Source organism: Microcystis sp. 49638_E5 (assembly GCF_021300285.1).
Classification (GTDB): Bacteria; Cyanobacteriota; Cyanobacteriia; order Cyanobacteriales; family Microcystaceae; genus Microcystis; species Microcystis aeruginosa_C.
The window spans coordinates 65,514-90,726 of the sequence record NZ_JAJTDH010000001.1; the positions used below are offsets into that span (position 1 = coordinate 65,514).

The window sequence follows — 25,213 nt, forward strand, 5'->3', positions numbered from 1 at the left end:
CCCCACTTCCCCACTTCCAATTCATCATTCATAATTCATAATTTATATTTGTTGAGGGCGTTTAAGGAGTAATTGGATAGCCAAAAGAATTAAACCAATGGTGACAAAAACAAAAATAAAGGTTCCTAGAGAAGCTAAACCAAAAACTAAAGTCCGGACAGCACTGCCAATTCTCAAGGCGATCGAACTGTGAGCAACCATTGGTTTTGAGTAAAAAGAATGACCGATCGCTGCCGTGAGATAATAGAGAATTGTCCCCAGTGCTGCCGAAATTGCCGCACCAACCAAACAGCGAGTGGGAGTAACTTTCTTGGTTTCTAATTCTGTGGTCATTACTTTTTAGTTCTCAAATATTGTCCAGCTTAAATTTTAATTCTTTTCCCCGACTAGAACCAAGGATCGAGGACGGAAGGAAAAGAGGTATTGACTTCCGAGGAGACGATCAGATACTGATTTGCGTCTAGTTCCCGTTTTAACTGTTCCCAATCGCCGGGGTCGGTTAACTTCTCATAAACAGGGGCAGCGGAAACGATCATTTCCTTATCCGATGACCGGTTTTGGGAAGGAAGAACTGAATTAGTCAAATCAGGCAACTCCTGGCCGAGAATAGTCGGATTTGCGCTCTCAGGGGAAGCTGTGGGCGAATTTAGGCTAATTTCCCGCTTTAGTGACTGTAATTCACGGTTGAGAGCCTGTAATAACTGCTCGATCGCCTCGATTCTCCCGAAAACATCCGGGGGAATCTCAGGATTATTGGCAGCAGAGAGGGAGGGTAAAGTTAATTGATCAGCCATGACACGCTCGATTTCCTCTAGGGTAGTATAACCTTGGCCGACTAATTCTAAACCGTAGGCGAGGAGAGACTTGAATCCTGCCTGTGTTGCCGCTTTTTTGAGCATATCGGCGGATTTATTCTCAGCGATGCAAGTTTTCAGGTCAGGGGTAATCGTGATTACTTCAAAGACCCCAATCTGGGACTGATAACCGATGCCGTGACAATGACGGCATAATCTGCCTTTTTCCCGCGCTTGGATGATTTCTTCGGCAGTGAGGGAATTAGCTTTATAAAAGCTGTATTGAGCAGCTTGGGCGGGAGAAAGACCAAATTTAGCTAATTCTTCTCTTTTTGGCTGATGTTTCAGCCGACAAACTGGACAAACCCGTCGCACCAGTCTTTGATTGATCACTCCAATTAGGGTATCAGCCACTAGGGCCGGCTCCGCTAACTGATTGAGGCGAGCGATCGCGGCAAAGGCATCATTGAGGGGTAAACTAGAAATAACTAAATTTCCGGTCAAAGCCGCTTCTAGGGCATGGGCAAGGGTGGAAGAATCCGCCAAGCGATCGATACCGATGATATCCACATCTTGATTCCGGAAAGAGGGCAAAATCGAGGCATAATCTTGACCTTGACCATCAGGGATTTCCACTTGGGTAATACCGTTAAGGCCGCGTTCGATCGAGGTTTCTAGGGTAGCGATATTAACCCCACGCCGGTTTCGATGGGCTAGTAGAGAATAGAAACTGGTGGAACAGCCACCTCTGGCCGGTGCGGTGAGCAGAATTAACCCCGCCTGGCACTCGATCATGGTGCCTACCAGTTTACAGGTTTCTTGGCTAGTAATCAACTCATCGAGGGGCCAAAGTGGGGATCGAGAATCAAAAACCCGCAGGAGAATTTTTTCTCCCTGTTGACGGGGTAGGGTGTGGAGAAGAAAATCTATTTTGCGACCGGAAAAAGTTGTGGTCATTTTTCCCTGTTGGGGTCGCGATTTCTCGCTGACATCGAGGTTAGCCAGAATTTTTAACCGTGAGATAATCGCCGGGGTCGCTTCTGGAGAAATCGGTTCCCAGGCAGAACGCAGGAGACCATCTTGGCGAAAACGCACAGTTAATTGATTTTCTTGGGGTTCTAGGTGAATTTCCGTCGCTTTGCTTTCAATGGCTTGAACAAGGATATTATTAACCACACTGATGATCGTCCCTTGATTGGCCTGTTGAACCACTCCTAGATCCTCGTCGGCTAATTCGCGGTTGAGATGGGACAGAGATTGGGAATCTTCAAAAATATCGGTTATGTCAACTCTGTTCTCTAGATCTTGTTCTTGGGGAAGAAGATGGCCAGATGGGGCTTCTTCTTGACGATAACGATAGATTTCGACCAATTTCTGGTAATCTGCCCGATCAATGACTCGACGCTCAAACTGCAATTCTTTATCCCGGAGGATACGACGTAAATCATCGAGAATTTCCTGATTAGCGGGATCCACCATGGCTAGGTGAAGGACATTGGCAGCGGATTGCTGTTTTTGTAGGGGCAGGATCTTATAACGACGGCAAATTTCAAAGGGAAGGACTGTGCGAAACAGATTCTCGATTTCTCTCCAGTCGATTGTCTCAATTTCAGGGTCAAGATATTCTACTCCATACTTGGCTTTTAATTTTGACAGTTGTTCGAGTCGGTAGTATGCCAGTGCCTCTTTGGGTAAAGGACGACCGGTGATCAGGGGTAAAATTGCCAGTAGAGATAGATGACTTTTCTGCTTCTGGATTATTGCCTTTTGTAGTTGCGGGATAGTGATATAACCCGATTGCACTAACTTTTGGGCAAAGGAAGGCAGGTTGGTCTGAGGTTTCTCGTTTGCTGATGACATGGAATAGAGCCAGTTAATATTGTACAGCCCACTACTCTATTATGCCCATTTTCTCACCGCAGCCAACAGGCGGAGGATTTTTTGGCGGCAAGGGGCAATGGGCAATAGGCAAGAGAAAGAAAATTTATCGTCGGCTACTTAGCAAGGATTGATAGTGAACACTCATTGTATATTAATAAATATAAATAAATATGAAGTAATTTAATTTTCAAGAAGAATGAACCCGATCTTTTTTAGGATGGGGGTAAAACTGATTTTCAATTTCTCAGGTTGAAAGATGAATCCAGATTAAGCTATCTGAACCATAAGAGGACAAGCCAATGTTTGAAGATTTTACCTATATTACCGATGAGGCTTTTTTAGAGAATTATTGGTGGGAAGAACAAATTATCTGTCCCCACTGCCAAGGCAAGGGAAGAATCTATCTAGAGACGGAGAATGAATCCGTCCCCTGTAAATTCTGTCAAGGTAAAGGCATTATTAAACGAAAACAGGAGGAAATTAACTATTCCTAAAAATCTGTATAATTAGATACCATAAATTAAAAATATTCTTGAGTTAAAACCTCGGGCTGACATTGTTTAATTTCGCTGTTAATTCCCACGGCGGATTCCGATTGTAGGTCTTCGACATAACCGGATTGATGGGACAAAGCTTCAGAAAAACTCTCAAACGGACCGAAATAATAGAGACATTTCGGCTGACCGGTAGTGATCTCTACCCACCAGGGTTGGGGGGGTAAACTAGGCTTGATCGAGACAGTTTCTGGGTCAAGAGGCTTTATACTGAGAATCTTGGCACCTTGGCGCAGGAGGCGCTGTGTTTCTTGACTCATGCGGCTTTTAGGTATTCGCAGGACTGTTCGGGAGAAGCGTTGAGGCAAAGAGCCAGAAGAACCCGAAAAAACAACTTCATAGAGAAATATTTGATTCTCTCCCTGATTATTAGCCTCTAGCATACAGAAAAGATTCTCTTTTTGGGGTAAGGGTTAAAAAAACAGACGCTACTTTGAGCAGATGACTCAAGCAAAATCATCTCCTAACAGAGTAGCGCATCTTGATACGATAGCATAGAGCGGCAAAAAGTTAAGTTTTGACCTACTCTCCCCTCACAGCATAGCTTAACGGGAGATTGTTAAACCGAGAAATCATGAGCGAGGGTTAGCCATCCCTGAAGATATCTATGAGGATTTTTTCTCTCGTCAGTTTATTCAAGATGCTGTAGCCGAATATATAGCATTTATCTTAATGGTGAGGTACAAAGTTTTCGTTTTTTGGAGTCGGTTGTCAATGCCAAATCCTGTTATACTTCATCTTCATGATAAATATAGTCATTTCCGATAAGTCTGATACAGTCTAGACCGACAAAATCCTTAGGAACTCTGGGATTGATATTCTCAATCTTAATTTAAATGACTATACTGTCAATAACATTGACAACAAATAGAGTTTTTAAACAAATATGCAGCCACCAAAATTAAGCTTAGGAACCAGATTATTTTTATCGCATCTCCTCGTTATGGTGGTGGGATTAAGTAGCTTTATTATCATTGCTAAATTATCTTCTCCGCGAATGTTTGTTTTACGTTTGGAACAGTTAGAAAGGCAGGGATTTTTTACCGTGCGCTCGGCGAGAACTTTCTTGGTTAGGGGTTTTGAGACGGCTTGGGATAGTAGTGCCATTTGGTCATTCATTGCGGGAGGAAGTACGGCTGGTTATCTGAGTTTTTTGGTTTCTCAACGCATTATGAAACCGGTAAAACAAATGAAACAAATCACTAAAAATTTTGCGGAAGGGGATTTATCGGCGAGAGTTCCAGAAAGCGAAATCCCAGAATTAAATCAATTAGCCATCAGTTTTAATCAGATGGCGATTAGTTTAGCTGATGTGGAAAAACGTCGCCAGGAATTAATCGGTGATCTTACCCACGAATTACGCACCCCTTTAACTGTGGTAAGGGGATATTTAGAAGAATTAGCCGATGGTGCGATCGAACCTAATCCAGAACTTTATCAGAAATTAGTAAAAGAAACCCGCCGGTTAGAACGTTTAACCCACGATCTACAGGAGCTATCGCGAGCGGAATCTGGTTATCTCTCGATTAAACTGCAACCTGTTAATTTATTAACTTTGTTAAATTCTCTTATCGAAAAATTCGCCGATCAATTATTAGAAGATGGACCGACTTTACAGTTAGATTGTCCCCCCAATTTACCATCTGTCATGGCCGATCCCGATCGCCTTGAACAAATTTTAGTTAATCTGCTCGGTAATGCCATTCGTTACACCGATCATGGTGCAATTACCCTGCAAGTGACAAGGGACAAAAATCGCCTACAAATTGCCGTTATCGATACAGGAATCGGCATCGCAGCAGAGGATTTACCCTTTATTTTCGAGCGCTTTTGGCGGGCCGATCGTTCTCGTTCCCGTTATTCTGGGGGTAGTGGTATTGGTTTAGCGATTACCCGTCGTTTAGTGGAATTACACCAAAGTCAAATGGAGGTAGAAAGTGAATTAGGTAAAGGCAGCACTTTTCGTTTTTCCCTAGCAATATCTCCGAATTGGGAGTAGGGGTTTTTTCAGTGATCAGTAAACAGTAATCACTAAGGGGAGAGGGGAGAAGGGAGCGCCGGACTTGGGAGAGGGAGTTTGAGCATTTGTACTAAAATATCTAAGGGGTAGTTTAAATGCAGTATAACTGATAACGAGATGACTATTCAGGAGAAGACAAGTCGCGGAAAATCTGGCTGGCGATGGCTGCACTCCGGCGAATTTGTTCAATTTCGGAAAGACTTTGCCAATCTTCGGTTTCTATAGTGGTTTCGCTCTGGCCATTACGCATAGTATAGGCGTAGGGACGGGCAAAAACCTCTAAATCTTCTGGAGACCATTGGGGAAAAAGCTCGCTAAGACAAACAACAAGGCGATCAAAGTCATCTAATTGACTATTAACTAGATTTTCAGCACTTTCTACTAGACGATTTAAATATTCGGCTGGCAGTAAAGAGGCAAATTTATCAAAGATATTAGACCGGGATGAAACGGAAACTGTCGGGAATTTTTGGTGTAAACTGCTAAAGAATCTATGAGCTTGTGCCTCGATCGCCGTCGCTTCTAGTCCTTCACACAGAGAAAAAGGCGTTTCCGTGACGTCTAAGGGATCATTACTCTCAACAGCGGTTACATCCCAGGGATAGGTGACTTCTTCTTCGATCAGGATTGCCAGAAGTTCCGCGGTAATCTGTTCGGATAGGGATAAATGGCCCATAAATAACGCTCCATATTTTGGCCTTTGTGATGCTCAACGAGTAACTACATCTCGGTTTTGACAATTCCCGAAGCTTGCTACGGCGTTTTATTGACTGGTGTGACTAGATGATTTTACTAACTTTTGCTGACATTTGGTCAATTGATCTACAGCCAAGAATATGCAGTGCGCTACTATGATGATGGTAAAGGCCTAGTTTTTCTCGATTGCGATCGACCTAATTGGACGGAATTTCCCTGTCAAGGTTTTTGTATGGCGGCTTGTTATCAAACCTCCGATACAAGTATTAATAGTACGGCAAGGCGGCGGCTGGTAGCAACCCACGGGATGCCTTCCTATTTTTTATCCGTCTCGATTATTGCTATTATTTTGGGAATGATTGGTAATTTACTCTAAGCCAAAAAGATATTCTAGTAAGGAAGTTATGGTTCATAAGAGCTTTCGTAAACGCCATAGCAGTGAAATTAAATCTAGAACTTCTGACTTAATTCCCTCTCCTGTCTCAGCCTAGTTTATCTACACCTCACCCTGGGAAAGTAATACCTAAATCTTACCCGACTACACACAGAAAAATCTGAATTAATCCTATGAAATTTGTACCATTTGTCGATATTAATCAAAGATATTTAATGCTAACTACACCATCTAGAGCTAGAGGATGGATGAAAAAAATTGGGCATACTTTGGTAATATTTGTTGTAGTTTTACTACTGACTCTCACCTCTCCTCTTTTGGGAATAGCTCAAAATCCGACACAACCGGAAAACAAAATTGACGGCTTTCCAGTTATGTTAGATGGAAAACCCCTCTTTTTTATCCGACGGGGAGTTTCTTCATTTTCGGCGGAGGAGAGAGCTAACGCTATTACCCGGAGAATTGAAAGAATTGCTCAAAATGATTCTATTCCTATTGAGAACCTGACAATTGAGCAGATTCCTGATGATAACTCACTTTATTTAAGTGTAGATCAAGAAGTAATTCTAACGGTGACGAAGCAAGATGCAAAAGCCTATCGTTCAACACCGGAGCTTTTAGCTCAACAAGCTTTACAAAAAATTCAGGTCGCTATCGCTCAATATCGCCAAGATCGAAAACCCGAACAACTACTTAAGAATATCATTTATACGGTTATATCCACCTTTGCTTTCTTGATTATTAGCTTTGCAGTTATCAAAATTTCAGGGAAGCTATTTCCCTTCATTAGACGTTTGATTGAATCCTTGACGCCAGGCATTAAAATAGGGAATGTTGAGATTATATCTTCCTCTAATATAAGCTTTTTTTGGCTGCGAGTTCTTCGGATAATTCGCTTACTTGTTCTCTTTTTATTATTATTTAATTATGCCACATTTGTACTTCGTTTATTTCCCTGGACAAGAGTTTTTGGCGAGAGTATTTTAGGTTATTTTTATCAATCATTAGAACTGGTTTTATCGTCCATTGGCCAATATCTTCCCAATGCCTTTATTATTGCCATAATCATTTTTATAACCTACTACTTAATCCGGCTAATCAAGCCATTTTTTACGGCAATAGAAAGAGGAAATCTGGTTATTCCTGGTTTTTATACTGATTGGGCTAAACCTACTTACAATCTCCTATTAGTCATAATTATTGCCTTAGCAGCAATAGTGGCTTTTCCCTATTTACCCGGTTTTGATTCCCCTGCTTTCCGAGGTGTTTCTGTTTTTCTCGGTCTTCTTTTATCCCTTGGTTCTACTTCGGCTATTGCCAATGTTATCGGGGGAATTATTCTTATTTATACCCGTGCCTTTCGCATCGGAGATCACATTCAGGTAGGAGAGGTAATTGGCGATCTAATTGAAAAAAACTTCCTAGTCATTCGCATTTGCACTCCCACTAATAAAATTATTACTATTCCTAACTCATCTTTATTAAGTAGTAATGTGATTAACTTTAGTATTTCCTCGCGGGAATTAAACAGAAATCTAATTATTCAGACAACGATTACCCTAGGGTACGATCTGCCTTGGCGAAAAGCCCACAAAACCTTAATTGAAGCTGCTCTAGAAACTGTGCATATTCTCAAAGAACCCGCACCTTTTGTCCTGCAAACTAGCCTAGATAATTTTTACATCAGTTATCAATTAAATGCTTACACTAACCAACCCAATTTGATGGTAATAATTTATTCAGAACTCCATCAGAATATTCAAGACAAGTGTAATGAAGCCGGGATTGAGATTCTCTCTCCCAGTTACACTTCCCTACGAGATGGAAATACAACAACTATCCCCGAAAATTATTTACCTTCCGATTATGTCGCGCCTCCCTTTCGTGTTCAATCTTCAGACAATCAAGAAAACAACACATTATGATAGTAAATCCGTTTTTAAGCCCTCACTTTGGGCGGATTATTAATATAATGTTAATTGAGCTTAGAAGGAGATAAATCGATGACGGCATCCTATGAGCAAGACTTTGGACTTTGGGCCGAACAAATGGCCGATTTATTAGCTTCTGGTCGGTTTTCCGAGTTAGATATTGAGAATTTAGTCGAAGAGGTGCGGGATTTGTCGAAACGGGAGCGCGATCGCTTACTTGCTAGTCTCAGATTAATTTTGCATCATTTATTAAAGTGGGACTATCAACCTCAACGGCGATCCAGGGGTTGGTTGGGAACTATTCAGCGAGAAAGAGCTAATATTAGGCTTTATTTGGACGATAGCCCCAGTTTAAGGCGATATTTAACCGATGAAAGCCTATTTAAACTCTATGCTGTTGCTTGTTGCGATGCTTTTAGAGAGACGGGATTAGAGTTTCCCCCAGTTTGTCCCTACGGTATTGAGGATCTTTTAAATCGTTCTCTTCATTTGTCGGAACGATAGACGAAAAACGATTAAAGTTGGTAAGCTTAGATAGTATCCACAGAATCTTAAGTTTATCGCCATGGTTGACTGGTTAATTGTCTGGGGGGTTACTCAAGCCGCAGGTTCGCTTGTTCGTTCAGTAATGCAAGAGTTGGCCATAGAGGGTGCAAAAGATTACGGAAAGGAATTTTTTAAAAATAGTCTAGGTAAAGTGTTACACTTACCTGAAAAAGATGTTCAAAAAGAAGCTTATGGCAAAGCAATGAAGGAGTTTTTAGAACTCTTTCAGCAACAGTTAGAAATGGCCGATCTGGAGGATGATCAAATTAAAAACTTTGAAAAACCCCTCAATACTTTTATTAAAGATGAACAAGTTGAACCTATTTTAGGGGATGCTTTTGATATTGATTGTCAAGTTCTTGATACTTTGACGTTAGCTCAATCTTGGCAAAGACTTAATTTACCCCCGTTACCTGCTGAATTTAACTGGGAAAAACTAGGTAAATTTTATTTGAGAAAAACTCAGGAAATTATTGAAAATTCTGAAAAGCTAAGAGCCGTTTTTTTAGTTAAGTTACAGAATAAAGATAGCCAAAATATTCAAGAAATAGCAGGAGTTAAAACAGATTATAATTTAGATAACTATGCGGAAGGATTAAAAAAGGAATATGGCCATCTTAAATTAGAATGTTTAGACACAACGACTTATGAGCAAATCAAACTCTGGCGAATGTTTGTGCCGCAAAATGTGAGACGATGTAAACAGTTTATTCCTCAACTTTATGAATTACCTAAAGAAGTGCTGCAGGAACTTGTAGATAGGGGAGAAATTACTCAAGCGGAGTTAGAACAAATACAAGCAGAACTAGAACGAAAACGGCGAAAATATGTCAATGAAAAATTATATCCTGTTTTGTATATCGTCAATTCTTCTGAATACCCAAGAACTGTAATTTTAGGTGATCCAGGTGCGGGAAAATCGAGTTTATTGCAGTATTTAGCTTTAAATTGGGCTGAAAAAGAACTCAGTCATCGTGTTTTGCTTCCCCTTCCTCTTTTGATAGAATTGCGTATTTATGCCAGAGATAAGGATGAAAAAAAGTGTAAGAATATTCTAGAATTTTTCCATCAAGGTAATCTGATTTGTCATCTCAATCAACTTGCTTTAGATGATAAGCTTAAAAAAGGTCAGGCTCTTGTGCTTTTTGATGGCTTAGATGAAGTTTTTAATCCTCAATTAAGACAAGAAATTGTCACGGATATCAAACGTTTTAGTATTCAATATCCTCAAGTGCCAATTATAGTAACTTCTCGCTGGTTAGGATATAAAGCAGAAGAATTAAATCATGCTGGTTTTGACCATTTTATGATCCAAGATTTAGATAAAGATCAGATTGAAGATTTTATCAAACGTTGGCATGATTTAGCTTTTGAAAATCGAGATGATAAAACCCAAAAACAAGAACGTTTACAAAAGGCAATTAAGGAGTCAAAAGCGATTCGAGAATTAGCAGGAAATCCTTTATTATTAACGATGATGGCTATTCTGAATCGAACTCAAGAATTACCAAGAGATCGCTCAAAACTTTATGAAAAAGCGTCAGAGGTGTTATTACATCAATGGGATTTTGAAACCAAGGAAGGATTAATTGATCCTGAACTGAAAAAATATCTTTACAATATTGATCTAAGAGATAAAAGGGACATTCTGCGTTTAGTCGCAAGTGCCATGCAAGCAGGAGAAAAAGGGTTAGCAGCTAATTTAATCTATAAGGAAGAATTAGAAAATGTTTTGACTCAATATCTTGAAAAAACAGAAATTAACAAACGAGTGGCTAGTGATCTGACTGATTTAATTATCAAACAACTGCGCTATCGTAATTTTATTCTTTGTTCTTTAGGTGGCAATGCTTTTGCTTTTGTTCATCGAACTTTTTTAGAATACTTTTGTGCTTGCGAGTTTTATGAAAGATTTAAAAACCGAGGATTCCCAGACGGAATTACTCTTGAGGAATTGAAAACCAAAGTATTTGGAGAACATTATTCAGATCCTGTTTGGAAAGAAGTTTTATGTTTATTGATGGGGATGCTAAGTGCAGAATTTCCCAAAGAAGTTGCTGAAGAATTAATTAACTATCTCATTGATATGGAGGAAAAAGACAAGGGATTTGCTCATCTTTTTTTGGCAGCAGATTGTTATGGAGAATTGCGAAACCAGTCTATTTATGTTGAACTAAGTCAGCGATTGTTAGATAGTCTTCAATCATTAACTAAATCGTCTTATAGGTATGCTGATACTGATTTTAAGGAAAAAACAGTTGCTAAAATTGGAGCAATTTGGCAAGATCATCGGACAGGATGGAGTGTTCTTCAAGCTATAGCAACTGAAAGAAATGTTTGGTATGTTCAAGATCAAGCTGTTATTCAATTATCTAGAATTGCTAAAATTCATTCTGAGGCGTTAGTTTATCTACAGGAATTTGCTAGACAGGGTAAATCAGAAGCAATTGAAGCTTTAGCAACCCATTGGCGAGATAATCCTCAAACTTTACCCATTATTCAACAACAAGCTAACAAGGGTAAAAGTCTAGCAATTCAAGCTTTAGTAACCCATTGGCGAGATAATCCGCAAACTTTACCCATTATTCAACAACAAGCTAACAAGGGTCAATCAAAAGCGATTGAAGCTTTAGCAAACCATTGGCGAGATAATCCTCAAACCTTACCCATTATTCAACAACAAGCTAATAAGGGTGAACATAGAGCAATTGAAGCTTTAGCAAACCATTGGCGAGATGATCCTCAAACTTTACCCATTATTCAACAACTAGCTAATAAGGCTGAAGGGGAAATTATTGGACTTTTGACGGCATTAGCTAGAATAAAAATTGACTCGGAAATAGGAGCAATTATCGAAACAATATTAGCTAGAACGGATGTAGATGCTAAAATCAAAGAAGGTTTTCAAGAATTTCTTTACTATAGTAATTTCAGAGATTGGAGAAATCCCGATTAAGATAGCTAATCTGCTAATTTTGTAGGGTGCGTGTTTGCGGCTACTAATTCTGTTAAAAAACCAAAATCAATAATCCGCGCCCCACGCAGCAAATTTATTATTAAATTGGTGCGTTACGCTTTCGCACTTTACACCCTAAGAGTGGTACGAAGTTGAAGGGTGATCGTTCTTGTCGGTGGGGTGGAGTGCGATCTCTGTCATCGAATAAGATATAATTGGGAAGGTAAAAATAGTTAAAGCATTATGAGTTACCAAAACATTATTACCATTGAACCTGGAAAACGCAGCGGAAAACCCTGCATTCGAGGAATGCGTATAACTGTGTACGATATTCTAGAATATTTAGCAGCAGGAATGACAGAAGCAGAAATTCTTGAGGATTTTTCAGAATTAACTTCCGAGGATATCAAAGCTTGTTTGGCTTTTGCTGCTGATCGAGAGAAAAAATTATTTATCACCTCTTTATGAAACTGTTATTAGATGAAAATTTGTCAGATCGGATTATTGATAAAATAATTGATTTATATGCTGATTCTCAGCACGTTAAGACTTTAGGAATGATAAATACTGATGATGCACTTATCTGGGAATTTGCCAAATTCAACGATTTTGTAATTGTCTCTAAAGATGCCGATTTTCATCAGCGCAGTCTATTATATGGTCATCCACCCAAATTTATCTATCTTCGTATTGGCAATAGTTCCACTGCAAAGATTATCGAAATTTTAAGAGTTTATTTTTTAATTATTGTTGAATTTTTTGATAGTGAAACAGAAAGTCTGTTGATATTAAGTTGAGTATGATCGCTGATCTTGTAGGGTGCTTTAGGTGGCGATAACTTCTGTTAAAAAACCAAAATTAACAATCTGCGCCCCACGCACCAACTTTATCATTAAATTAGTCCGTTACGCTTTCGCGCTTCGCACCCTACGATTTATGTTTTTGTTTGAGCGCGATCGTTTATAATCAAAATATCATTATTTTAGAGTAAAAGAAAAATGCGTAAACAGACCATTCAATATACATCATCTTTAGATGCTTTGATTGCTGTTGCCAAGCGACTTAGCGTCTATGAGAACCAACATAAAATGGATTCCGAAGATTTTTATAACGAATACAATCAGGGAATATTGTCAGATGATATAATATTTATAGAATGGGCAAACGATTATCGTCATTACCTTGCTTTGCGTCAAGAATTAGAACAAAGATTAAATCATGCTGCTTAAACTTTTATCTGATTACCTCAATCAGGTAGAGCAAGCAATTGTGCAGTGTGAAAATGCTTATGTAGAACCTTATCAAGAAGAAGTACTGACATCACAAAGAGCTAATTTAAGAATTGGGTTGCGTTTCAAGCAGATCCATTTATTAGAAATAAACGAAGCTATAGTAATCACAGACAATTACTTAGAATTCCTAGATTATCGTTACCATTTCCAAGATGAAAAAAACAACCTAGTTTTTCGCTATGATAGTACCCCTCACTTTCCCAATATTTCTACTTTTCCCCATCACAAGCATTTACCAAACGATGTAATTAGTTGTCACAAACCTGAAATTACTCAAGTCTTAAAAGAAGCAACAGAGTTATTGAGGTAAATAAAACGTATTTAATGCGATCGCTGATCGGGTAGATTGCGTTGGGCGGCAATCCCAAAAGTAGGGGCGCAAAGAACTTGCACCCTCTGGATATCACGGTAATTCCCCTGACGGTGGCTTCTAGCGGAACATTGCCCGCAGGGAACTAGAGATTTGATTGGCTACCCGTGCGGCCACCAATCCCGAAAGGGCAGCGACTACCACTGTAGCAAGGCAGGTTAGCTGGGCTGCCCCCGGGCCACCCACCCCCAGTACCATCGCCACGGCGGTCAGAGGTAGGCGATAGCCGCCAGCAATACCGGCCGCTGCCCCCGCCGCACCGGCCAGATCCCCAGAAATCTCAAAGGTAGTGGCGAATACCCGGCCAGTGAGGTCGCCGATCGCCAGAAAAGGGACAAACACGCCGCCACAGCCCCCAGCTAAAACCGCAGCGGTAGTGGCCGCAGCCCGGAGCAGAGCTACTGCCAACAGGTGATAAGGAGTTGTTTCAGTGTTTTCGGCCCAGAGGATAGCGGCTCCCCCTGGTCCAAAAGCCGCTGCTGGAGTCGCCACCTGTCCGATCACGATCGCCAAGAACAGCATCATCAGGCCACCAATGAGGAGACGAGTGCCAGGCCTGTCCCGCAAGCCTCTGGCCCAGTAGATCGCCTCACCGGTGAGGGCTGTAATCGTGCCAGCGATCGCTCCGATCAACAAAGTGGCAGCCACCGCATCCCCGAAGTCAGTCGGGGCAACCTGCGGCACGACCAGCCGGATCAGTTGCAGCTTAAAGGCAGCGTTGACCCCCCATCCCACCAGTCCCCCGGCTAACATCGCCGCTGCCCGCTCCGGGGTGATCGGAACCTGACGTCGCTGACTCAACTCAAACATAAAAAAGCTGCCCACCAGAGGGATTCCCATCAGGGCAGAAACACTTGCCGCACCGCCACCGATGGCCAGGGGCCGCACCAGTTGACCCAAGGCTGGATTTATGCTGCCTAACCAAGTTCCCGTCGCCACGCCAATATGAGCCGCCGGTGATTCTGTTCCCATGGGCGCACCCAGTCCAACAGTGGAGAGAATGGCCAGGGCCCGCAACGGTGCTAGATTCCAGGGGAAGCGCTCTTCGGCACCGGATGCGTTCACCACGTCACCGGTCAGATCGGCGCGAGCAATGTCATGGGGGAAGGAGTACCAGGCCATGAGAGAACCCCAGCGGCCAGAGGCAGTGGCATCCCGGGGAGCTAAGATCTGCACAGGTTGGCCCCTACCCAGTCCAAACAGGACTAGCACTGCTAAGGTAACGCCCACCAGAGGCAGCAGCAGTAGCCAGACGTTGCCTAGGTTAGAGGCAATTCTGAGGGTTTGCTTAATTGCCTCAGTCAGCAGTACCGCGGCCAGAGAACCGATCAAACCGCCGAGCAGACCAGCAACGGCCCATGGGCCTACCCTGGTTAAGAGAAGTTGTAGTTTGTTATTTAGCATCGCGCAAAGAAAGTTAAGCTTTTATTGTTCTGATAGCAAGTCCATTTCAGTAGTCAAGCAAAACACCCTGAAAGTTTTTACTATATACTAAGTCCTTTCGATGGGACGCTTCTCGGCAGACTCCCCCTCAACAGGAGAATTAATTGCCGGATTCTCTTGTCTCGTGCCAAGGTTCCATCTTGCAATGGGAAAAGTGAGGATCTTCCTTCCTTCCCCGCGTTACAAGGGAAATCCTTGCAACGAGATATCTGTAAATATCTCTTGCCGATTGCCTATTCCAACCAAGAAATTAATTTTGCACGACTACCTAATAGTGACGTGGAGTATAAACCCACTGCTTGGTTTTACCCTGCTCAATCAGGCGAGTTTTACTAGATCCGATCAAAATTATGGTTCGCATATCCGCATCGTTAATAGTCATATCCTCTAGGAATTTCACCGTCACTGTTTCCCCTTTTCGTCCTAAATTACGCGCTAATACCACGGGAGTTTGCGGCGATCGCCATTGTAATAAAATCTCTTTTGCCTTCTCTAATTGCCAAGTGCGCTCTTGAGACACAGGATTATAAAATGCGATCGCTAAATCTGCCCGGGCTGCTAACTCAATACGCTGAGAAATCACCTGCCAAGATTTGAGAATATCTGATAGGGAAATCGCACAAAAATCATGGCCTAAAGGTGCGCCAACCCTCGCAGCCGCCGCCTGCATGGCCGAAATCCCCGGACAGACCTGAATGGCGATCGCATCCCATGCCGGTTTTGCTTTTTTTTCTAATACCTCAAACACGGCCGCGGCCATGGCATAAATTCCAGGATCTCCGGAAGAAACTAAGACAACCGATCGCCCCTTAGCCGCTAAATCTAAGGCCATTTCCGCGCGATCGAGTTCCACCCGATTATCCGATTCATGGCGGACAATTTCTGGTGTTCGCAGGGATTCTACCAAATCCAAATAAGTTTTATAACCCAGCCAATCCGTGGCTTTTTCCAACACTTCTCGAACTTCTGGCGACATCCAATTTAGCGCCCCCGGTCCAGTTCCGACTATGGCTAATTTACCTTGACTTTCGTTGGCAAAATCCCCCAGAGGTAAACTGGATTTTTCCTTAATTTGCGGGCTTTCTTCCCAGAGATAAACTAAACAGTCACTGCTAGGTTTTGCTAAGTTTAAGTTATTTTTATCGGTAATCTCAATGCTCAGTTTTGCAGCTGATGAAATTGGTAAATTACTATTTTTTAACCAGTCCGCTTTACCGATTAATTTTACTTTTTCACCGGCTAATAAATCGGACAGAAACTTCTTAGCATCATCGGGATTAACTAACTGATAACCGGGTGGTGGCGATAATAAGGTCGTTTTAAATCTAATATCACCAGTGGTGGTAATTGCGGGGGAAATTTGCAAAACCGAGGCAATTTGACGAGCGAGATCATTAACCCCTTGTAAACCCCCCAACAAAGGCACTACGGCGCTGCCATCTTCTGCGATTGCTAATACAGGCGGTTCTTGCCATTTATTAGTTAATAAAGGTGCTAAAGTGCGAATTAAAATACCCGCCGCACAAATGCCAATAATTGGCGTTCCCGTCTGGAAAAATTCTCGCACCGTTTCGCCAAAATTAGTATAGGTAAAATCAGCTGAATGGGTACGATCTATTAACCCATAAACCACTGCTTCAGGTAAGGCCATTTGCACTTGACGAGCAACGGTGATACTGGTTTCTCCTAAAATGAGAATAGCTGGAGGTTTCATTTAGCTTCCCCCGACTGCGCTGCAGTTAACTTTTGGATAAATTCTTGATGTTCTACCGAGTTAATTCCAGCTTTTAAGATGTCTAACACCCGTGACATATTGCCGTTGAGCATGGCTGAAATATCTAACCACAAACCCGGAAATACTAGAGAGCAAATCACCCCTTGTTGGTTGGGTAACAAAGAAATATAATCGCCATTTTCTAAATTAAACCAATCAATTTTTTGGTCAAATACTTGCCAAACAAGGTATTCTTGAATACCACTGCGTCGATAAGCACGTTTTTTATCCCCTAAATCTATGGCGGCACTACTAGCGGCAATTTCTACCACTAATTCCGGCGATCCTTCTAGGTATCCCTCTACACTTAGGGTTGATTTTCCCCCGCTTTCTTGACTAATTAATAACGCCCCATCCGGCTGTAGTTCGTTGTCTATATCCAAGCGAACTGTTGGCTCAATACCCATTTGTATTTGGGGGGTAGCAGCTTGATAAACTCCCAACCAAGTGATTAAACGTCCGTGGGGTTCAGCATGAAATTTAAACCTTAATGGGGATGCCATATACACAACTCCTTCGATAAGTTCGGCTTTTTTTAATCCTGGCATAGCTTGATAACGGCGCTCGAATTCGGGACGAATTAAGCGATCCCCATTTTCTAACGGGGGTAAATGTTGCGTGGTTACAGCCTGAGAATTTAAGGATTTAACCGGGGAAGAAGTCATGGTGGCAGTCTTTGGGAACAAAACAGCATTGATTTTATTATAGATTGTTTCATTGGACTTCTTGCGGGATTTAATTTTTAACTGAAATTTCGCCAGAAGTCCTGCGCTTTTAGCGATGGTATGAATGGCGACCAACAGATAGACAATTACCCAAAACTATAGCATTTATCTTAGTGGTGAGGTACAAAGTTTTCCTTTTGGGAAGTCGGTCGTCGATACCAAATTAGGTTACACTTCATCTAGTTATGAGAAATGCTGTCATAACTGATATAGCGCACCTAAATGAAAGGTAAACGTCCTCTTCTAGAGCCTACCCGTTCACGAATAACCGATAACTGATAATGTTGGTTCCCCTTACCCGTCAATCGATCGAGCAAATTGTCCCTATTATCGCCACCGGCCCCCAGTACGCTCACTATTGGGGTAAATGGTCTGATTTTCTGCGCCGTTTATTCATTTCTATCATCGCTCTCACCGCAGCTTGGTTAATCGGTAATTTATTCGGCCCCGGTGGTTTAACGATTAAACTGATTTTCGACATTATCGCCGGTTTATATTGGCTCTGGGGTCCGGTTTACTGGGCCAGTGTTCGCAATAATACCTATCGTCGTCTTCCCTACGGGGGGTTTTGGCGCGGTCGCGTTTTCGATGCTTTTGTCACCGAGGAATTAATCGGGGAAGAAGAAAGGGTCAATAAACGCGGGGAATTAGAGATTATCGAAAATCGCCAACGCTGTATTAATCTAGAAATCGGTGATCAAACGGGGTTTTCGGCGATCGTTCGCGCTCCCCTCAAACGCATTCATAAATCGATCCGTCCCGGGATGGTGGCCGAAGCTTTGTTAATGTCTCAGGACCCCGATTTAGGGGATATAAATCAGCTTTCTGATGTCCATCTTCCCCAACTCGACCAGTGGATAGGGGAATATCCGGTGCTGCGACGGGATATTTTTCAGCAAGTTAGTCGCGAATTGGGAGGGGGAAAAGAACCCCGGCCAAAACCTTCTCGTTATTCTAATAATGTCATCCGAAGACGCAAAACCCGTTAATTGTTCGGCGATCGCTGAAAAGACACCGGTTTCCCAGTCATCTATATATATAGGGTTTGCGGCAAAAAGTTTGTTGGTGGGGGCAGGGTGTGGGGTGTGGGGTGTGGGGTGTAGGGTTTTACCGATTTTGAGGTAGTCAGTTACCTAATTTTCAGGGAAAAAGTACCTGAATTTTACGGAGTCGGTCCTCAGTATTCAGTGATCAGATGCGGGTTTTCAGTTCACTGTTTACTGTTCACAGCCAAAAACTCCCTACTCCCCAATTCATAATTCATAATTCATAATTTCCTATCCCTTTTAAACAGGATTTAGTATTAGCCTGTATCAGCATTTCTGATTCTATAGTTAAGTTTGGCTAATAACAGCTTATTTTTAGTTGCTTGTCAAGCCCCTATTATAATTTTTAATCTCTGATCCTTGGTCTGATTTAACATTGATCTTAAAAATCTAGTTTTTTGTAGCGAAGAAAACAGTTTTATTAACCATTATCTGCTGCTATAGAGGGAAATCGGGGAGGGCTGATAATCCTTGAAACCCTTGTCAATACTAGCATTATTCCCCCTCGAAATTTCACTAATTCCCTAAGTTTTTCTAACCCTGCCCCCCTCTAGGACACAAAAAATTAAAAACCTTCCATCTTAACTTGGTTTTTGGTGCAGGTCAACCCTTTATTTAAATTTTTGATTCTCTTGCCCGATAACGATATAAATTCTTGTAATGACCAACCAATTTTCCGTGATACGGTTGAACAGAACGCAACCAAGTTAGCTTTGCAAGCAAAAAGGAATGTTAGCAAATTCCTTCAGCTTTGCATTGGGAACTTGCTAACGCACAATAAGAAAGTCTATGAATAAACAACTGATCAACAAACTACAAGCTGTAACTGCCCTTACCGTAGTGGGGACTACAGCCTCGATAATTTGTTCCCAGACAGCAGGACACAGCAACAGCCTGACGGATATTAGCCTAGATCGTCAAACTGTGGTCGAGTCAACTACTCAAATCGTTCTGTCCGCTTTTTCTAATAGTCGAACATCTGATTCAGATATTAAATTATCACGTTCGGCTCAAGATAATGTTAACGAAATTCTAAAAACTTTGGAGTCCCTAGTGGACAAAGAAAATACCGTCCCTGCAAGCGTTACACCCCGAACCCAAGAGGCCATTCCTTCGACGGTACAACCCCAATCACAACCCAATCAAGTCAAGCCGGCCCCGGCCAGCAATCCTGCCTCAGTGACACCAGCAGAGAAGCCGAAAACAACCCAAGCGGTAAAAACCAGCAGTCGCCCCCGTAAACAGGGAATGGCCTCTTGGTATGGTCCTGGTTTCCACGGTCGTCGCACCGCTAGTGGTGAGACTTTTAACTCTAGTGGTTTAACTGCCGCTCATCGCTATCTACCTTTCGGCACTAGGGTTAGGGTAACTAATCTGCGTAATGGGCGCTCGGTGGTGGTGCGAATTAACGATCGCGGTCCGTTTAGCGGTGGTCGCGTCATCGATCTCTCCAGAGGTGCGGCAGCGATTATCGGTGTCTTCCAATCGGGAGTTGCCCCAGTTGTCTTGGAAGTTTTAGGCAGATAATCAGTAAACAGTTATCAGTTATCAGTTATCAGTTATCAGTAAACAGTAAGCAGTGAAAAGACAGCACTGTTAATTTGTGTCTGGGAAAATTTAGTACAAATGCTCAGACTTCCTCCTTATCTCTGACTTGAAAGAGGGTGTAGGGTGTGGGGTGTAGGGAAGGAAACCTCTTTCCTCTGTGGGGGTGAAAATTTTTTCATCGGGACTGACCAAAAACTCACATCTGATCAGTGGTAACTGGTAACTGGTAACTGGTAAGTAGGTAGGCACAATTATTTGTAGGATGGGTTAGCGGTAGCGTAACCCATGCGGGCGTTGGGTTTCATGCTTCAACCCAACCTACGTTCATTTTATATTTAATTCCACCCAGATCCTATTGGGATTTGACTGGGTTTATGTTGGAAATTAGCGATTTATCGGTTAATTATGGCGGAATCAAGGCATTACAGCAGGTTAGCTTAAGGGTAGAAGAAGGGGAAATTGTCACCCTGATTGGAGCGAACGGAGCAGGAAAAACGACGACTCTAAAGACGATATCTCGGATTTTAACGGCAAAGACGGGGCGAATAATTTATCAAGGTCAAGATATTACCCATTTACCGCCCCATGAAATCGTTAAGCGGGGAATTGCCCATAGTCCGGAAGGGAGAAGAATCTTAGCGCGTCAAACAGTCTTGACAAATTTGCAGTTAGGTGCGTATACGAGAAGCGATCGCCTAGGAGTAAAAAGCGATATCGAAGAGCAGTTGCAACGTTTTCCCCGACTATCGGAGCGCCGAGAGCAGTTAGCGGGAACCCTAAGCGGTGGGGAACAGCAGATGCTTGCGATTGCCAGAGCTTTAATGAGTCGTCCCAAGTTATTGTTACTAGACGAACCCAGTTTAGGACTAGCGCCGCAGATAGTGCGAGAAATATTCAGTATTATCCGTAAATTAAATAAATCGGGAGTAACTATCCTGTTAGTGGAACAAAACGCCCATTTAGCCTTAGAAACTGCCAATCGCGGCTATGTTTTGGCAGCGGGACGCTTGACTATCGCGGGAAAAGCCGGGGATTTACTCAAGGATGAGCGAGTCAAACAAGCTTATTTGGGTTAATCGATGATGATGCGCCAACTATAGACAAAAGCCTATGGTAAAGGTAGGCCAAAAAATATTCACAAAATTTTACAAAGTCGCATAAAATGAACACATAACGAAATAGGTATTTTTTCTTACTGCCATGCTAACGGCTAACTTCCCCTGGCTCACTGCCATCATTTTGCTCCCCTTGCTTGCCTCTTTCCTGATCCCTGTAATCCCCGACAAAGAAGGAAAAACTGTTCGTTGGTTCGCGCTTGGAGTCGGACTAGCAGACTTTATATTAATGTGTTACGTCTTTTTACAAAAATATGATTTAAGCAACCCCAACTTACAATTAGTAGAAAAAATCGATTGGGTTCCCCAAATTGGTTTAAGTTGGGCGGTGTCAGTGGATGGTATCTCAGCACCGTTAGTTTTATTAGCAGGATTGGTGACAACCCTTTCTATCTTGGCCGCGTGGCAAGTGGACCGCAAACCCCGTTTATTCTACTTCCTGATGCTGTTGCTCTACGCCGCTCAGATTGGTGTTTTCGTCGCCCAAGATTTATTATTATTCTTCTTAATGTGGGAAATCGAGTTAATTCCCGTTTATCTACTCGTTTCCATCTGGGGTGGTCAAAAACGTCGTTATGCCGCCACTAAATTCCTACTCTACACCGCCGCCGCTTCTATCTTCATCCTCGTTGCCGGTCTAGCCATGGCCCTTTACGGTGGTGGCGCGATGACCTTTGATATGGCGGAATTAGGATTTAAAGATTATCCCCTCGCTTTAGAATTAGTCCTTTACGCTGGTTTATTAATCGCTTTCGGAGTCAAACTCGCCATCTTCCCCCTCCATACTTGGCTCCCCGATGCTCACGGTGAAGCTTCTGCACCTGTATCGATGATTCTCGCTGGTGTTCTCCTCAAAATGGGTGGTTACGGTTTAATCCGCCTTAATATGGGCCTTCTACCCGATGCACACATCTACTTTGCCCCGATTCTAGCGATTCTCGGTGTCGTTAATATTATCTACGGTGCTTTCGCTTCCTTCGGTCAACAAAACATGAAACGCCGTCTCGCTTATTCCTCGGTTTCACACATGGGATTCGTCCTTTTAGGGATTGCTTCCTTCACCGATGTGGGTATTAGCGGCGCTATGTTACAAATGCTCTCCCATGGTTTAATTGCCGCCGTCTTATTCTTCCTTGCTGGTGTCACCTATGACCGCACCCATACCTTAGCTTTAAACGAGATGGGTGGGATTGCTCAAGCGATGCCGAAAGTCTTCGCTCTCTTTACTGCTGGCGCCATGGCTTCCCTAGCGTTACCCGGAATGAGCGGTTTTGCCAGTGAAATTACTGTGTTTATCGGTGTCACTAGCAGTGACGTTTATAGCCAAACCTTCCGGGTTGTGACTGTCTTCCTCGCTTCCGTTGGTTTAATCCTCACCCCGATTTATCTACTCTCCATGCTCCGTCAAGTTTTCTACGGAGATGGTTCTTCCTGCGATATTACTAACATTACCCCCAACAAAAGTAACGAACAGGCAGTTTGTTTCGGTACTAGCTGTGTCCTTCCTGACGAATCAGAATATATTGACGCTAAACCCAGAGAAATCTTTATCGCTGTCTCTTTCCTCGCTTTGATTGTCGCTATCGGTTTTTATCCCCAACTAGCTACCCGTATCTACGATGTGAAAACGGTGGCAGTTAACTCGGAAGTGCGTCAAGCCTACAGAGAAATCGCCGCTACTCGTCAAAATATCTACGCTGAAACTAAACCCGACGTAAGCGCCAAGGTTGCCAGTATATTCCAATAAATTGGCAAGTCTAAAGTTCATAGCTTATCGGGAGTAGTAATTCTACTCCCGATTTTTTTTGGCGAGGAAAAAGATGCGAGCATTTATACTAAAATCTAAGATAGCTGGTTTAATATCGTCTCTGGGATCAAAACAAAAGCTTAGAATAGAGAAAATATGTGGACTTTTATTGATTTATTTGCCGGTATAGGAGGATTTAGAATCGCCCTAGAAAATCTCGGTTGTCAATGCGTTTTTTCTTCGGAAATCGATCCTCACTCCCAAAAGGTTTACTTGGCTAACTATGGTCATTTACCCGATAATCAAGACATCAGAAAATTAGAGGTAAAAACTGTCCCCGATCATGATATACTATGCGGCGGTTTTCCCTGTCAAGCCTTTAGTATCGCCGGCAGAAAACACGGTTTTGAAGATGCACGCGGAACCTTATTTTTTGAAGTTGCCCGGATATTACACGAAAAGAAACCGAAAGCTTTTATCTTAGAAAATGTCCAGGGTTTAGTCCATCATGATCGAGGTAAAACTTTAAAAACTATTTTAGATATACTAGAAAAGGATTTGCATTATTTTGTCCCTAGTCCCCAGATTTTAAATGCCAGATATTTTGGGGTTCCTCAAAACCGTCCCCGAATTTTTATCATCGGTTTTCGAGAAGATTTAAATATTTACCATTTTTCCTATCCCCAACCAACCCATCAAGAAACTTGTCTCAAAGATATCCTAGAAGAAAAGGAAGTCAGCGTTAAATATTATCTCTCTAATCAGTATTTAGAAACTTTGTTTAAACACAGGGCCAGACACCAAAATAAAGGTAATGGTTTTGGTTATGAGATTATTTCTCCCGATGGTATCGCTAATGCTATTGTGGTGGGAGGTATGGGAAAAGAAAGAAATTTAGTTATCGATCAAAGACTGACTAATTTTACTCCGGTTACTCGCATTAAGGGAGAGGTAAATAAATTATTCGTCCGCAGAATGACCCCCAGAGAATGGGCAAGATTACAGGGATTTCCCGATAGTTTTCAGATTGTTGTTAGCGATGTCCAAGCTTATAAACAGTTCGGCAATTCTGTGGCTATTCCCGTGGTAAAAGCGGTGGCAAAAGAGGTGATTAAGGTTTTAGATTTATCCAGAGATTCTCAAGAAAATATCGGGGTTAAAGACCTACAGGGGAGACAATTAGAGTTATTGTCAATCTGAGGAACAATAGCGATTTTTTTCTAGGGGTTTGGGTATATGACAGCGTTTCTTATCAAGATGAAGTATAACCTAATTTGCTATGGACGACCGACGACCTGCTCCCCAAAACCAAAACTTCCTATCTCACCCTTAAGATAACTGCTATAATAATGGTTAATTATTTAATCAATGCGATTGCCGTTTATGCTGAAGTCTGACTGGATTAAATTAATCAATGCTATTCGTCTCCGAAAAATTAATTATCGGGGTAAAGACGGTGAATTTAGTTATCGATGCTTTTACCAACAAGTATCAGATTCTAGAAGACATTTAGAAGACGAGAAAAATATACCTTTCACTCTAGAAAAATCTGGACTGGAGTTTTCTGGCAAAAATAATACATTTTGGTTGACTTGTTTTTATAACTATGAAATACCCCCCGCACTTAATCAGCAAGAAACCTATCAGTTTGATCAAGTGTTAAAAAAGTCAATTGATGACATTTTTTCTGATCGTATTTGCACTGGACAAAGAGATTTTACACTGACCACCTCTTTCAGTAGTTCTCATAATACAGATAACTTCTTTTACCATGCTGGTTTTTATGCGGCAGCTTTTCTATATGCTTTTGGTGTCAAAGAACCAAAAATGCAGTTAATCGATCAAGAATGGATAGTAATTGATGAAAAACTAGGCTACTTAGATTTTGCTACCTATTTTAGCTATCCAAAAGCTATTCCTATCAAACTGCCTATCCCTAAAATTATCGATTTAAAAACTACATCAAATTTTCAATTAGCAGAAGGGGTAGAAATAAACGATTTAAAAACTACATCAAATTTTCAATTAGCAGAAGGGGTAGAAATAAACGATAGAGATCATACTAATTATCAGCAATCTTCCCAATACTTAGATGAGATCAGAAGGGAAATTAAAGATGGGTTACTTGACCAATAATAGAGTAAATCGGGATAATAAATGCCTCTCTTGTCCTTTATGTAATAAGTTTTACTCATTAAATATCCGTTCCTTAACAAGAGCTTGATTTTTTTTCCTAAAAACAAGAGATTGCCTAACGCACTCTACCTAAAATTTTCTTAATAAATAGGCTATAAGCAATGTTTTTTCTAACAGCAAAATAGGATTCTGACGAGACGCGGTTTTTCCTTAGAGGTAACAATAAAAGAGCAGCAGAGGTGATG

The 25,213-nt window shown here is 41.8% G+C and carries 23 protein-coding genes; 16 read left to right on the forward strand and 7 right to left on the reverse strand.

The window, feature by feature from the left end:
* Nucleotides 1-42 precede the first annotated feature (42 nt).
* Both LW728_RS00340 and LW728_RS00345 read right to left on the reverse strand, forming a co-directional pair.
* Nucleotides 43-333, reverse strand: coding sequence for a DUF3082 domain-containing protein (locus tag LW728_RS00340; RefSeq protein WP_002804024.1), 291 nt, complete (start codon nt 331-333; stop codon nt 43-45).
* A 53-nt stretch (nt 334-386) separates the two neighbouring features.
* Nucleotides 387-2,654 (reverse strand): GspE/PulE family protein, encoded by a 2,268-nt coding sequence (locus LW728_RS00345; protein ID WP_287764611.1) that lies wholly within the window; start codon nt 2,652-2,654, stop codon nt 387-389.
* A gap of 320 nt (nt 2,655-2,974) precedes the next feature.
* On the opposite strand from LW728_RS00345, the gene LW728_RS00350 reads away from it, so the two are divergent.
* Nucleotides 2,975-3,169: a hypothetical protein gene (locus LW728_RS00350; protein ID WP_002804018.1), complete on the forward strand. Its 195-nt coding sequence runs from the start codon at nt 2,975-2,977 to the stop codon at nt 3,167-3,169.
* Between the two features lie 26 nt (nt 3,170-3,195).
* On the opposite strand, the gene LW728_RS00355 is transcribed toward LW728_RS00350, so the two are convergent.
* Nucleotides 3,196-3,612, reverse strand: a complete 417-nt coding sequence (locus tag LW728_RS00355) for a DUF1816 domain-containing protein (RefSeq protein ID WP_002804017.1) — start codon at nt 3,610-3,612, stop codon at nt 3,196-3,198.
* 503 nt (nt 3,613-4,115) lie between these two features.
* Here LW728_RS00355 and LW728_RS00360 point away from each other — a divergent pair.
* Nucleotides 4,116-5,228 carry a sensor histidine kinase gene (locus LW728_RS00360; RefSeq protein WP_287764613.1) on the forward strand — a complete coding sequence of 371 codons (1,113 nt, stop codon included), beginning with the start codon at nt 4,116-4,118 and terminating at the stop codon, nt 5,226-5,228.
* A gap of 142 nt (nt 5,229-5,370) precedes the next feature.
* Here LW728_RS00360 and LW728_RS00365 read toward each other — a convergent pair whose 3' ends face one another.
* A complete protein-coding gene (locus tag LW728_RS00365) occupies nt 5,371-5,925 on the reverse strand; it encodes a hypothetical protein (protein ID WP_002804015.1) in 555 nt (184 codons plus the stop codon).
* Between the two features lie 123 nt (nt 5,926-6,048).
* Here LW728_RS00365 and LW728_RS00370 point away from each other — a divergent pair, with 123 nt between their 5' ends.
* From LW728_RS00370 to tumE, 8 genes are all read left to right on the forward strand, one after another.
* On the forward strand, nt 6,049-6,321 hold the full coding sequence (locus tag LW728_RS00370; RefSeq protein ID WP_287669460.1) for a DUF1345 domain-containing protein: 273 nt from the start codon (nt 6,049-6,051) through the stop codon (nt 6,319-6,321).
* Between the two features lie 191 nt (nt 6,322-6,512).
* Nucleotides 6,513-8,264: a mechanosensitive ion channel family protein gene (locus LW728_RS00375; RefSeq protein WP_002804012.1), complete on the forward strand. Its 1,752-nt coding sequence runs from the start codon at nt 6,513-6,515 to the stop codon at nt 8,262-8,264.
* Nucleotides 8,265-8,342: 78 nt separating this feature from the next.
* The gene (locus tag LW728_RS00380) at nt 8,343-8,774 is read left to right on the forward strand and encodes a DUF29 domain-containing protein (RefSeq protein WP_002804010.1); all 432 of its coding nucleotides are present in this window, start codon (nt 8,343-8,345) and stop codon (nt 8,772-8,774) included.
* A gap of 61 nt (nt 8,775-8,835) precedes the next feature.
* Nucleotides 8,836-11,772: an NACHT domain-containing protein gene (locus tag LW728_RS00385; RefSeq protein WP_287764616.1), complete on the forward strand. Its 2,937-nt coding sequence runs from the start codon at nt 8,836-8,838 to the stop codon at nt 11,770-11,772.
* Between the two features lie 243 nt (nt 11,773-12,015).
* Nucleotides 12,016-12,240 (forward strand): DUF433 domain-containing protein, encoded by a 225-nt coding sequence (locus LW728_RS00390; RefSeq protein WP_002745983.1) that lies wholly within the window; start codon nt 12,016-12,018, stop codon nt 12,238-12,240.
* A complete protein-coding gene (locus tag LW728_RS00395) occupies nt 12,237-12,569 on the forward strand; it encodes a DUF5615 family PIN-like protein (protein WP_287764619.1) in 333 nt (110 codons plus the stop codon). The genes LW728_RS00390 and LW728_RS00395 overlap by 4 nt, the downstream gene beginning before the upstream one ends.
* A 201-nt stretch (nt 12,570-12,770) precedes the next feature.
* Nucleotides 12,771-13,001, forward strand: coding sequence for an antitoxin TumA (gene tumA, locus LW728_RS00400; RefSeq protein WP_002804003.1), 231 nt, complete (start codon nt 12,771-12,773; stop codon nt 12,999-13,001).
* Nucleotides 12,991-13,374 carry a toxin TumE gene (gene tumE, locus LW728_RS00405; protein ID WP_002804002.1) on the forward strand — a complete coding sequence of 128 codons (384 nt, stop codon included), beginning with the start codon at nt 12,991-12,993 and terminating at the stop codon, nt 13,372-13,374. The genes tumA and tumE overlap by 11 nt, the downstream gene beginning before the upstream one ends.
* 120 nt (nt 13,375-13,494) lie before the next feature.
* On the opposite strand, the gene LW728_RS00410 is transcribed toward tumE, so the two are convergent.
* From LW728_RS00410 to LW728_RS00420, 3 genes are all read right to left on the reverse strand, one after another.
* Nucleotides 13,495-14,838 (reverse strand): chloride channel protein, encoded by a 1,344-nt coding sequence (locus tag LW728_RS00410; protein WP_287764622.1) that lies wholly within the window; start codon nt 14,836-14,838, stop codon nt 13,495-13,497.
* Between the two features lie 307 nt (nt 14,839-15,145).
* Nucleotides 15,146-16,591 carry a precorrin-3B C(17)-methyltransferase gene (gene cobJ, locus LW728_RS00415; RefSeq protein ID WP_287764624.1) on the reverse strand — a complete coding sequence of 482 codons (1,446 nt, stop codon included), beginning with the start codon at nt 16,589-16,591 and terminating at the stop codon, nt 15,146-15,148.
* A complete protein-coding gene (locus LW728_RS00420) occupies nt 16,588-17,316 on the reverse strand; it encodes a Uma2 family endonuclease (RefSeq protein ID WP_287764626.1) in 729 nt (242 codons plus the stop codon). The genes cobJ and LW728_RS00420 overlap by 4 nt, the downstream gene beginning before the upstream one ends.
* A gap of 341 nt (nt 17,317-17,657) precedes the next feature.
* Here LW728_RS00420 and LW728_RS00425 point away from each other — a divergent pair, with 341 nt between their 5' ends.
* From LW728_RS00425 to LW728_RS00450, 6 genes are all read left to right on the forward strand, one after another.
* A complete protein-coding gene (locus tag LW728_RS00425) occupies nt 17,658-18,365 on the forward strand; it encodes a DUF8619 family protein (protein WP_002803997.1) in 708 nt (235 codons plus the stop codon).
* An 846-nt stretch (nt 18,366-19,211) separates the two neighbouring features.
* Nucleotides 19,212-19,949 carry a septal ring lytic transglycosylase RlpA family protein gene (locus LW728_RS00430; RefSeq protein ID WP_002803995.1) on the forward strand — a complete coding sequence of 246 codons (738 nt, stop codon included), beginning with the start codon at nt 19,212-19,214 and terminating at the stop codon, nt 19,947-19,949.
* A gap of 395 nt (nt 19,950-20,344) precedes the next feature.
* Nucleotides 20,345-21,046 carry an ABC transporter ATP-binding protein gene (locus LW728_RS00435; protein ID WP_287670633.1) on the forward strand — a complete coding sequence of 234 codons (702 nt, stop codon included), beginning with the start codon at nt 20,345-20,347 and terminating at the stop codon, nt 21,044-21,046.
* Between the two features lie 124 nt (nt 21,047-21,170).
* Nucleotides 21,171-22,832: an NAD(P)H-quinone oxidoreductase subunit 4 gene (locus LW728_RS00440; RefSeq protein WP_287670631.1), complete on the forward strand. Its 1,662-nt coding sequence runs from the start codon at nt 21,171-21,173 to the stop codon at nt 22,830-22,832.
* Nucleotides 22,833-22,988: 156 nt separating this feature from the next.
* Nucleotides 22,989-24,032, forward strand: a complete 1,044-nt coding sequence (locus LW728_RS00445) for a DNA cytosine methyltransferase (protein ID WP_287670629.1) — start codon at nt 22,989-22,991, stop codon at nt 24,030-24,032.
* A 183-nt stretch (nt 24,033-24,215) separates the two neighbouring features.
* Entirely contained in the window at nt 24,216-24,968 is a 753-nt protein-coding gene (locus LW728_RS00450; RefSeq protein ID WP_149975949.1) for a hypothetical protein, read from the forward strand.
* Nucleotides 24,969-25,213: the final 245 nt, after the last annotated feature.

Excerpts from the sequence above, each read along its gene's own strand:
- LW728_RS00385 (WP_287764616.1), top strand. The coding sequence starts at position 8,836 with ATGGTTGACTGGTTAATTGTCTGGGGGGTTACTCAAGCCGCAGGTTCG.
- LW728_RS00420 (WP_287764626.1), bottom strand. The coding sequence starts at position 17,316 with ATGACTTCTTCCCCGGTTAAATCCTTAAATTCTCAGGCTGTAACCACG.
- cobJ (WP_287764624.1), bottom strand. The coding sequence starts at position 16,591 with ATGAAACCTCCAGCTATTCTCATTTTAGGAGAAACCAGTATCACCGTT.
- LW728_RS00425 (WP_002803997.1), top strand. The coding sequence starts at position 17,658 with ATGTTGGTTCCCCTTACCCGTCAATCGATCGAGCAAATTGTCCCTATT.
- LW728_RS00435 (WP_287670633.1), top strand. The coding sequence starts at position 20,345 with ATGTTGGAAATTAGCGATTTATCGGTTAATTATGGCGGAATCAAGGCA.
- tumA (WP_002804003.1), top strand. The coding sequence starts at position 12,771 with ATGCGTAAACAGACCATTCAATATACATCATCTTTAGATGCTTTGATT.
- LW728_RS00445 (WP_287670629.1), top strand. The coding sequence starts at position 22,989 with ATGTGGACTTTTATTGATTTATTTGCCGGTATAGGAGGATTTAGAATC.
- LW728_RS00450 (WP_149975949.1), top strand. The coding sequence starts at position 24,216 with ATGCTGAAGTCTGACTGGATTAAATTAATCAATGCTATTCGTCTCCGA.
- LW728_RS00360 (WP_287764613.1), top strand. The coding sequence starts at position 4,116 with ATGCAGCCACCAAAATTAAGCTTAGGAACCAGATTATTTTTATCGCAT.
- LW728_RS00440 (WP_287670631.1), top strand. The coding sequence starts at position 21,171 with ATGCTAACGGCTAACTTCCCCTGGCTCACTGCCATCATTTTGCTCCCC.
- tumE (WP_002804002.1), top strand. The coding sequence starts at position 12,991 with ATGCTGCTTAAACTTTTATCTGATTACCTCAATCAGGTAGAGCAAGCA.
- LW728_RS00430 (WP_002803995.1), top strand. The coding sequence starts at position 19,212 with ATGAATAAACAACTGATCAACAAACTACAAGCTGTAACTGCCCTTACC.
- LW728_RS00350 (WP_002804018.1), top strand. The coding sequence starts at position 2,975 with ATGTTTGAAGATTTTACCTATATTACCGATGAGGCTTTTTTAGAGAAT.
- LW728_RS00355 (WP_002804017.1), bottom strand. The coding sequence starts at position 3,612 with ATGCTAGAGGCTAATAATCAGGGAGAGAATCAAATATTTCTCTATGAA.
- LW728_RS00395 (WP_287764619.1), top strand. The coding sequence starts at position 12,237 with ATGAAACTGTTATTAGATGAAAATTTGTCAGATCGGATTATTGATAAA.
- LW728_RS00390 (WP_002745983.1), top strand. The coding sequence starts at position 12,016 with ATGAGTTACCAAAACATTATTACCATTGAACCTGGAAAACGCAGCGGA.
- LW728_RS00340 (WP_002804024.1), bottom strand. The coding sequence starts at position 333 with ATGACCACAGAATTAGAAACCAAGAAAGTTACTCCCACTCGCTGTTTG.
- LW728_RS00345 (WP_287764611.1), bottom strand. The coding sequence starts at position 2,654 with ATGTCATCAGCAAACGAGAAACCTCAGACCAACCTGCCTTCCTTTGCC.
- LW728_RS00365 (WP_002804015.1), bottom strand. The coding sequence starts at position 5,925 with ATGGGCCATTTATCCCTATCCGAACAGATTACCGCGGAACTTCTGGCA.
- LW728_RS00380 (WP_002804010.1), top strand. The coding sequence starts at position 8,343 with ATGACGGCATCCTATGAGCAAGACTTTGGACTTTGGGCCGAACAAATG.
- LW728_RS00410 (WP_287764622.1), bottom strand. The coding sequence starts at position 14,838 with ATGCTAAATAACAAACTACAACTTCTCTTAACCAGGGTAGGCCCATGG.
- LW728_RS00375 (WP_002804012.1), top strand. The coding sequence starts at position 6,513 with ATGAAATTTGTACCATTTGTCGATATTAATCAAAGATATTTAATGCTA.